The 8,924-nt window shown below is 68.2% G+C and carries 7 protein-coding genes; all 7 read left to right on the forward strand.

Going from position 1 to position 8,924, the window contains the following annotated elements; genetic code table 11:
• The first annotated feature begins 31 nt into the window (after window positions 1-31).
• Window positions 32-2,197 carry an RNA degradosome polyphosphate kinase gene (locus tag ACPW96_RS14590; protein ID WP_425820842.1) on the forward strand — a complete coding sequence of 722 codons (2,166 nt, stop codon included), beginning with the start codon at window positions 32-34 and terminating at the stop codon, window positions 2,195-2,197.
• Complete coding sequence (locus ACPW96_RS14595) at window positions 2,194-3,132, forward strand: NUDIX hydrolase (RefSeq protein ID WP_425820841.1); 939 nt, start codon at window positions 2,194-2,196, stop codon at window positions 3,130-3,132. The genes ACPW96_RS14590 and ACPW96_RS14595 overlap by 4 nt, the downstream gene beginning before the upstream one ends.
• A 174-nt stretch (window positions 3,133-3,306) precedes the next feature.
• Entirely contained in the window at window positions 3,307-4,410 is a 1,104-nt protein-coding gene (pstS, locus tag ACPW96_RS14600; RefSeq protein WP_425820840.1) for a phosphate ABC transporter substrate-binding protein PstS, read from the forward strand.
• A gap of 70 nt (window positions 4,411-4,480) precedes the next feature.
• The gene (pstC, locus tag ACPW96_RS14605; RefSeq protein WP_425820839.1) at window positions 4,481-5,449 is read left to right on the forward strand and encodes a phosphate ABC transporter permease subunit PstC; all 969 of its coding nucleotides are present in this window, start codon (window positions 4,481-4,483) and stop codon (window positions 5,447-5,449) included.
• Window position 5,450: 1 nt separating this feature from the next.
• Window positions 5,451-6,551, forward strand: a complete 1,101-nt coding sequence (gene pstA, locus ACPW96_RS14610) for a phosphate ABC transporter permease PstA (protein ID WP_425820838.1) — start codon at window positions 5,451-5,453, stop codon at window positions 6,549-6,551.
• Window positions 6,552-6,570: 19 nt separating this feature from the next.
• Window positions 6,571-7,350 carry a phosphate ABC transporter ATP-binding protein PstB gene (gene pstB, locus ACPW96_RS14615; protein ID WP_425883949.1) on the forward strand — a complete coding sequence of 260 codons (780 nt, stop codon included), beginning with the start codon at window positions 6,571-6,573 and terminating at the stop codon, window positions 7,348-7,350.
• Between the two features lie 696 nt (window positions 7,351-8,046).
• Window positions 8,047-8,517, forward strand: a complete 471-nt coding sequence (locus ACPW96_RS14620) for an endonuclease domain-containing protein (RefSeq protein WP_425883951.1) — start codon at window positions 8,047-8,049, stop codon at window positions 8,515-8,517.
• Window positions 8,518-8,924 lie beyond the last annotated feature (407 nt).

Genomic DNA, 8,924 nt, shown 5'->3' on the forward strand with positions numbered 1-8,924 from the left:
CAGCGACACGTCGCCCTGCAATGATGAAGACATGATCGATCACGCGATCCTCGATGCCGGCCTGGGTGACTCCGACGATGACTTCGACGAAGCCTTCGAGGCGTTCGACGAGCTGCTGCCCGACAACCGCTATCTCGACAGGGAGCTGAGCTGGCTCGCCTTCAACCAGCGGGTGCTCGAGCTGGCCGAAGACGACACCCTCCCCCTGCTCGAGCGGGCGAACTTCCTCGCGATCTTCGCCAGCAACCTCGACGAGTTCTTCATGGTCCGGGTGGCAGGCCTCAAACGCCGCATCGTCACCGGGCTCGCGGTGCCGACGAACGTCGGCCGGCAGCCGGCGGAGGCGCTCGCCGACATCTCTGCGGCCGCCCACACCCTGCAGCTGCGGCACGCCGACGTGTGGACGCGAGCCGTCAAACCCGCCCTCGAGAGCGTCGGCATCAGCGTCACGACCTGGTCCGCGCTGGATGATGACGAGCGCGCCGGGCTGTACGAGTACTTCCAGCAGCAGGTGTTCCCCGTGCTGATGCCGCTGGCGGTCGACCCCGCGCATCCCTTCCCCTACATCTCCGGGCTCAGCCTCAATCTCAGCGTCCGCATCCGCAACGCCAAGACCGGCCGCGAAGAGTTCGCCCGCGTCAAGGTGCCTCCGATGATGCCGCGCTTCGTCGAGGTCCCGTCGGAGAACAGCGACACGAAGTACCTGCCGCTCGAGGATCTGATCTCCAACAACCTGGGCGACCTGTTCCCCGGCATGGAGGTGCTCGATCACCACACCTTCCGCCTCACGCGCAACGAAGACGTGGTGATCGAGGAGGACGAGACCGAGAACCTGATCCAGGCGCTCGAGGCGGAGCTCCTGCGCCGCCGGTTCGGTCCGCCCATCCGGCTCGAGATCACCGACGACATGGACGACCTCACGCTCGGGCTGCTGATCCGCGAGCTCGACATCACCGAGCAGGAGGTCTACCGCCTCCCCGGTCCGCTCGATCTGCGGGGCCTCTTCGACATGGCCAAGCTCGATCGACCGGAGCTGCGCTACCCGCCGCGCGTACCGACGACGGCGATGGCCTTCCAGCCGGCCGAGCAGAACGGGCGCGCCGACATCTTCGCCGCCATCCGCAAGGAAGACGTGCTGGTGCACCACCCGTACGAGTCGTTCACGACCTCCGTGCAGGCCTTCCTCGAGCAGGCGGCGGCCGACCCCCATGTGCTGGCCATCAAGCAGACTCTGTACCGCACGAGCGGCGATTCGCCCATCGTCGAGGCGCTCATCGACGCGGCCGAAGCGGGCAAGCAGGTGCTCGCCCTGGTGGAGATCAAGGCCCGTTTCGACGAACAGGCGAACATCTCCTGGGCCCGAAAGCTCGAGAAGGCCGGCGTGCACGTCGTGTACGGGCTCGTGGGGCTGAAGACCCACTGCAAGCTCGCGCTCGTCATCCGCGAAGAGAACGGGATGCTGCGCAGCTACAGCCACATCGGCACCGGAAACTACAATCCGAAGACCAGCCGGCTCTACGAGGATCTCGGCCTCTTCACGATCGACCCGCAGGTCGGCAAGGACCTGACCCGGCTGTTCAACGAGCTGAGCGGCTACGCCATCGAGAAGAAGTTCAAGCGCCTGCTCGTCGCCCCGCTTCACCTGCGCAAGGGATTGCTCCGCCTCATCGACAAGGAGCGCCGCAATGCGCTCGCCGGCAAGCCGTCAGGCATCCGCATCAAGGTGAACTCCATGGTCGACGAGCAGATCATCGACGCCCTGTACCGGGCGAGCCAGGCGGGCGTGCCGATCGATGTGTGGGTACGAGGGATCTGCAGCCTCAAGGCGGGCGTGGAGGGGATGAGCGAGAACATCCGTGTCCGCAGCATCCTGGGCCGGTATCTCGAGCACTCGCGGATCTTCATGTTCGCCAACGACGGCGACCCGCAGGTCTACATCGGCAGCGCCGACATGATGCACCGCAACCTCGACCGCCGGGTGGAGGCGCTCGTGCGGGTCGTCTCGCCGGCCCACCTCACCCAGATCGAGGATCTCTTCGATCAGGCGATGGATGACGCCACCGCGTCGTGGTGGCTGGAGCCGGACGGCGAGTGGGTGCGGCACAGCGAGGGCCCGGACGGCGCGCACCTCGCCGACCTCCAGGAGCGCAACATGGCGCGGGTCATCCGCCGACGACGGACCCGAGTCGCCCGATGAGCGAGACCGCGGTCTACGCCGCGGGTGCTGTGATCTGGCGCCTCATCGAGGGCAGGCTGATGGTGCTCGTGATCCACCGGACGACGTATGCCGATGTCACCCTCCCCAAGGGCAAGGTCGACCCCGGCGAGACGCTGGCCGAGACGGCCGTGCGCGAGGTCTTCGAGGAGACCGGCATCCGCGTGCGTCTCGGCATCCCCGTCGGCGTCTCGCACTATCGCATGCCCAGCAAGCGTCAGAAGATCGTGCACTATTGGGCAGCCGAGGCGACCGATGACGCCATCCGCGCCTCGGCGTTCGTGCCGAACAAGGAGATCGCCGCGCTGGAGTGGGTCACGCCGAAGCGGGCGCTCGCGTACCTGAGCTACCCCGTCGACGTCGAGATCCTCGAGAACTTCCTCCGGTTCGTCGACGACGGCGTGCTGCAGACCTTTCCGATCATCGCTCTCCGACACGGCAAGGCGGTCGCACGCGGGGACTGGAAGGGACCGGATGCCGCGAGGCCGCTGACCGCGCGCGGCGCCAAGCAGGCGGGGGTGATCGTCGGACCGCTCAGGGCCTTCGGCGTCCGGAAGATCATCTCGAGCCCGGCGGTGCGCTGCGTCACGACCGTGACGCCCCTCGCGGTGGCACTCGGTCGCTCGGTCGAGCGGACCCCGGCCATCAGCCAGGACGCCTGGGAGGAGGGCGAATCCGACGTGCGCGGGGTGATCGGCAAACGGGTGCGCTCGCGCAAGGCGGCGGTGCTGTGCAGCCACGGACCGGTGCTCCCGGACATCATCAACGAGATCGCCCTTGCCACCGGGACCCTGCGAGGGTCGTACCTCGGGAGCGCGGCGGCGCTGGAGACCGGAGCCTTCTCGGTGGTGCACCTGTCGGCGACGAACCCCGGTTCGGGCATCGTGGCCATCGAGACGCACGAACCGCGCGAGTAGCCGGAAGCGACGGCGGAGTAGGCGCACGCCCTTGCAGAGTAGACGCCGGTGTCGGGCGGACGTACCCAGTTCACCTTCCGTTCACCGTCAGCGCGCACTCTCTTAAGAATCCGCTTCTACCTTCAGAGCGGGCCCTGCAGCGGGGCCGTCCCTGACACCCGAAGGATTCACACAGTGAAGCTCTCTCGCATTGCCCGCATCGGCGCCATCGGCGCCGTGGCAGCCCTCGCCCTCACCGCATGCGCCGCGAACGAAGGCGGCACCGCCAGCGGCACCGACGCTCCCAGCGAGGAAAGCAGCCTGTCCGGCAACCTCGTCGGCTCCGGTTCGTCGGCCCAGGAGGTGGCGGTCCAGGCGTGGAGCGCCGGCTTCCAGACGGCCAATCCCGACGTCACGATCGACTACGACCCCGCCGGTTCCGGCACGGGCCGCGAGTCCTTCCAGGCCGGCGCCGTGAATTTCGCCGGCTCCGACCGCGCGTTCGACCTCGAGGAGATCGAGGCGGGGCCCTTCGACGCCTGCGCCGCCGACTCGCCGATCATCGAGTTGCCGACGTACGTCTCGCCGATCGCGGTCGTCTTCAACATCGAGGGCGTCGAGACGCTGAACCTCGACGCCGCCACGATCGCGGGCCTCTTCGCCGGCACGATCACCAACTGGAACGACCCGGCCATCGCGGCGCTCAACGCCGACGCGACCCTGCCGGATCTGGCCGTCACCCCGGTGCACCGCTCCGACGACTCGGGCACCACGGAGAACTTCACCGACTACCTCTTCGCCACGGCGCCGGACGTCTGGACCAGCGAGCCCGATGGTGTGTGGCCGCTTCAGACCGGCGAGGCCGCGCAGGGAACGTCTGGTGTCATCTCGGCGGTGGAGGGCGGCCAGGGCACGATCACCTACGCCGACGCCTCCCGCGCCGGTGAGCTGGGCACGGTCGCCGTGCAGGTCGGCGAGGAGTTCGTGGAGTACTCCCCCGAGGCGGCAGCGGCCATCATCGACGCCTCCCCACTCGAAGAGGGCCGCACCGAGGGAGACCTCGCCATCGCGATCGATCGCACCACGCAGGAAGCGGGCGTGTACCCCATCGTCCTCGTGAGCTACATGATCGCCTGCGAGCAGTACGAGGACGCCGCGATCGCGGAGCTCGTCAAGGGCTTCCTGAGCTACGTCGCCAGCCCCGAGGGTCAGGACGAGGCTGCCGCAGCGGCCGGCAGCGCACCGATCTCCGACACGGTTCGCGAGCAGGTCGACGCGGCGATCGCGCTGATCCAGTAGCCCTTCCCGGCCCCGGTCTCCCGCAGGGAGTCCGGGGCCGGATCCACTCCGAGTGAGGAATGCCCCGCGCATGACGACCACTGAAGCCCCGGCTCCGCCTCCGGCGCCCGCCCCGGCGAAGCCCAAGGCCAAGGTCCGGCCGGGAGACCGCTGGTTCTCCGGAGCCGCTCTCTTCGCCGGATCGATGATCCTGGTGACGCTCGCCGCGGTCGCGGTGTTCCTCCTCGTCCAGTCGATCCCGGCGCTGACGGCCACGAGCGAGGACGCCTCGCTCCTGACGACGAACTTCTGGGACTATGTCTGGCCGCTGCTCTTCGGCACCGTGTACGCGGCGATCCTGGCGCTGCTGATGGCCGTGCCCATCTCGATCGGCGTCGCCCTCTTCATCTCGCACTACGCCCCTCGCCGGCTCGCTGCGGCGCTCGGCTACGTCGTCGATCTGCTGGCCGCGGTGCCCTCGGTGGTCTTCGGCCTCTGGGGCATCATGGTGCTGGCCCCGGCCGTCCAGCCCCTGTACGAGTGGCTGACGGTCAACATGGGCTGGTTCCCGCTGTTCTCCGGTGAGGCATCGAGCACCGGCCGCACGATCCTCACCGCCGGCATGGTGCTCGCCGTCATGGTCATACCGATCATCACCGCCATCTGCCGGGAGATCTTCCTGCAGACCCCGGTGCTGCACGAAGAGGCGGCGCTCGCGCTCGGATCGACCCGCTGGGAGATGATCCGGATGGCGGTGCTGCCGTTCGGTCGCAGCGGTATCGTCTCAGCATCCATGCTCGGTCTCGGCCGCGCGCTCGGCGAGACGATGGCCGTCGCGATGGTGCTCTCTGCGACGAACATCGTCTCGTGGCAGGTGCTGACCTCGACCAACCCGCTGACGATCGCCGCAAACATCGCGCTGAAGTTCCCTGAGGCCTTCGGCACCAACATCAACGTGCTGATCGCGACGGGTCTCATCCTGTTCGTCGTGACCTTCGCCGTCAACGCGCTTGCCCGCTGGATCGTCAGCCGGCGCAAGGAATTCTCGGGGGCCAACTGACATGACGATCACCGCCACTCCCGCTCCCGCGCCGGCCAGCACCGAGTCCTCGCACCGGAGCATCACCGCCGGTCACCTCGCCGTCTGGGCGCCATGGGGCCTGCTCGCCGCGAGCCTCGCCATCTCGCTCGCTCTCTTCGGAACGATGGCCGTCGCCGGCGACGCCGGCCTGAACTACGGCGGCTGGCTCGTCGTATCGGCGCTGCTTTACCTGCTGCTGATCGGCGTCATCTCGGCCATCGTCGAGGGCCGCCGCCGGGCGACCGACCGGTTCGTCACCGGCCTCGTGACCGGAGCGTTCCTCATCGCGATGGTGCCGCTCATCTCTGTGGCCTACACGGTGATCACCTACGGCATCAATCGCTTCGATGTGATGTTCTTCACCAACTCGATGCGCAATGTGGTGGGCGAGGGCGGTGGCGCACTCCACGCGATCATCGGCACACTGCTGATCACATTCGCCGCCGCCGTGATCTCCATCCCGATCGGGCTCTTCACCGCGATCTATCTGGTGGAGTACGGCCGTGGAGCGCTGGCGCGCGGAATCACCTTCCTCGTGGACGTCATGACCGGCATCCCGTCCATCGTCGCCGGCCTCTTCGCCTACGCGCTCTTCGCGCTCTTCTTCGGACCGGGCATCCGGATGGGCTTCATGGGATCGGTCGCCCTGGCCGTGCTGATGATCCCGGTGGTGGTGCGCTCCAGCGAGGAGATGCTCAAGCTGGTGCCGAACGAGCTGCGGGAGGCATCCCTGGCCCTCGGCGTGCCGAAGTGGCTGACCGTGGTGAAGGTCGTGCTCCCGACATCCATCGCCGGCATCACGACGGGCATCATGCTCTCCATCTCCCGCGTCATCGGCGAGACAGCGCCGCTGCTCATCACGGCCGGCTTCACGGCATCCGTCAACTACGACCTCTTCTCCGGCCGGATGCAGACCCTGCCGGTCTTCACGTACACCCAGTATGCGAATCAGGGCATCCCGGCCTCCGCGTACCTCGACCGGGCGTGGGCCGCCGCCCTCACCCTCATCATCATCGTGATGCTGCTGAACCTCATCGCGCGCATCGTCGCCAAGGTCTTCTCGCCGAAGACCGGTCGCTGACAAGGAAAGAAAGAGCACCGTGTCCAAGAGCATCGAAGTGAACGACCTGAACGTCTACTACGGCGACTTCCTCGCCGTCGAAGGCGTCGGGCTCGAGATCGATCCCCGCAGCGTCACCGCGTTCATCGGCCCATCCGGCTGCGGCAAGTCCACCTTCCTGCGCACCCTCAACCGCATGCACGAGGTCATCCCCGGAGCGCGCGTGGAGGGCGAGGTCCTGTTGGACGGCAGCGACCTGTACGGCCCCGGGGTGGACCCGGTGCTGGTTCGTCGTCAGGTCGGCATGGTGTTCCAGAGGCCGAACCCGTTCCCGACCATGTCGATCCGCGAGAACGTGCTGGCCGGTGTGAAGCTCAACAACAGCCGGATCTCCAGGAGCGACGCGGATGCGCTCGTCGAGAAGTCACTGCAAGGCGCGAACCTGTGGAACGAGGTCAAGGACCGCCTCGACCGCCCCGGCTCCGGACTCTCGGGCGGCCAGCAGCAGCGCCTGTGCATCGCCCGCGCGATCGCCGTCTCGCCCGAGGTGCTGCTGATGGACGAGCCGTGCTCGGCCCTCGACCCGATCTCGACGTACGCGATCGAGGAGCTGATCGGCGAGCTCAAGAAGGACTACACGATCGTCATCGTGACGCACAACATGCAGCAGGCATCCCGCGTCAGCGACAAGACCGCGTTCTTCAACATCGCGGGCACCGGCAAGCCGGGCAAGCTCATCGAGTACAACGACACGCGTGCGATCTTCACGACGCCGTCGGTGCAGGCGACCGAGGACTACGTCTCCGGCCGGTTCGGGTAGGCAGGTCCGGGGCGGGGCCGGGGCGGGCCCGGGGTTCGGGCGGTCGGGTCGGGGTTCGGGCGGTCGGGTCGGGCGCCTGCGGCGCCGCTGGAGGTCCTGCGGGCACAACGGCGGGGATCGCCCGCGACACGCCGTCGGGCGGCGTCCAATCCCGGCGTGTCGCCGAGGATCCCCGCAGTTGTGTCCGAGGGGCAGGAGGCGTCCGGGCAAAGACTCCCGAGCCGCCTCTTGACGCCCCCTCCACTGAGCACCTCCACGGCTCCGTGATCCACAGATCACCTCTTTCGGGCCGGCGGACAAGCGACGCGACGCACGATCTGACGTGTGCCTATCGCCTGAGCCCATCCAGACGTACGGCCGGCTTCGAGCGACCGGGACGAGCCGGACGGCGATCGCGACCGCTGTCGATGAGGGGCGGATGCTGTGGCTCCGGCGAGGTGTGTACGCGGCCTCCGGAGCATGCGGCTACGTTCTCGACGCGGCGCGACACGGCGGTCCGCTGGCCTGTGTGTCCGCCGCGCGCCATCTCGGACTGTGGGTGATCGAGCCCGAGTCCGAGGTGCATGTGTGGATGCGCGGCACAGGACACCGGCATCCGCACCCGTCGTGCCTGTGTATGGAGCACTGGGATGACGGAGCGCGAGCGGACCCGTTCGCCCCTCCGTCGCTCCCCCGGGTGCTCCGACAGATTCTCGGATGCCGGGGCGTCGAGTCGTTCTTCGTCGCTCTCGAGTCCGCCCTGCGCCAGCGGCGCCCACGAAGGCGGCCCTCGCCTGGCTGCGCAGCCAGACGAACGATGCCGGGCGGGACGCCATCGCGTTCGCTCGGTCGAACTCCGACAGCGGCCTCGAGTCGCTCTTGCGCTGGCGGCTGCGCCGATACGGCCTCTCGGTCCGGACGCAGGTCGAGATCGCGGGCGTTGGCCGTGTCGACTTCCTCGTCGGCGAGCGGCTCCTCCTCGAGGTCGATGGGAGGGCCAACCACGACGAGTCGGCGCTGCATCCCGATGGCACGTCCCTCCGACACAAGGACCTGGTGCGCGACGCCAACGCCGCCGCGTGGGACTACGTGACGCTGCGTTTCGACTACGCCATGGTCGTACACGACTGGGACCTCGTCGAGCGCGCGATCCTCGCTCAGATTGCGGCCTCTCGGCACCTCCGCTGAGGGCGTTCGCGGCACAGCGGCGGGGATTGCTGCCGACACGCCGTTCACGGATGCCGAGGGCCGGCGTGTCGCGACGGATCCCCGCCGTTGTGCTCGCCGCGGCGGTCGGGTGCACCATTCTCGCGCGGACGGCGGCTCTCAGGAGACTCCGCCGACCGTGTCGGCGGCACAGCGGCGGGGATTGTGCGCGACACTCCGAGCACGGATGCCGAGGGCCGGCGTGTCCCGAGGGATCCCCGCCGTTGTGCTGGCAGCGGCCGTCGGGTGAACCATTCTCGCGCGGACGGCCGTTCCCAGGGACTCTGCTGACCCGGTTGGCAGCACAACGGCGGGGATCGTAGGCGACACACCCATCACGGATGCCCGAGCCGGCGTGTCCCTAGGGATCCCCGCCGTTGTGCTCGCAG

The organism is Micromonospora sp. DT81.3 (assembly GCF_049847225.1).
Classification (GTDB): domain Bacteria; phylum Actinomycetota; class Actinomycetes; order Actinomycetales; family Microbacteriaceae; genus Microbacterium.

Coding starts and splice junctions, on each gene's coding strand:
- ACPW96_RS14590 (WP_425820842.1), top strand. CDS start 32: ATGATCGATCACGCGATCCTCGATGCCGGCCTGGGTGACTCCGACGAT.
- ACPW96_RS14620 (WP_425883951.1), top strand. CDS start 8,047: ATGCCGGGGCGTCGAGTCGTTCTTCGTCGCTCTCGAGTCCGCCCTGCG.
- pstA (WP_425820838.1), top strand. CDS start 5,451: ATGACGATCACCGCCACTCCCGCTCCCGCGCCGGCCAGCACCGAGTCC.
- pstC (WP_425820839.1), top strand. CDS start 4,481: ATGACGACCACTGAAGCCCCGGCTCCGCCTCCGGCGCCCGCCCCGGCG.
- ACPW96_RS14595 (WP_425820841.1), top strand. CDS start 2,194: ATGAGCGAGACCGCGGTCTACGCCGCGGGTGCTGTGATCTGGCGCCTC.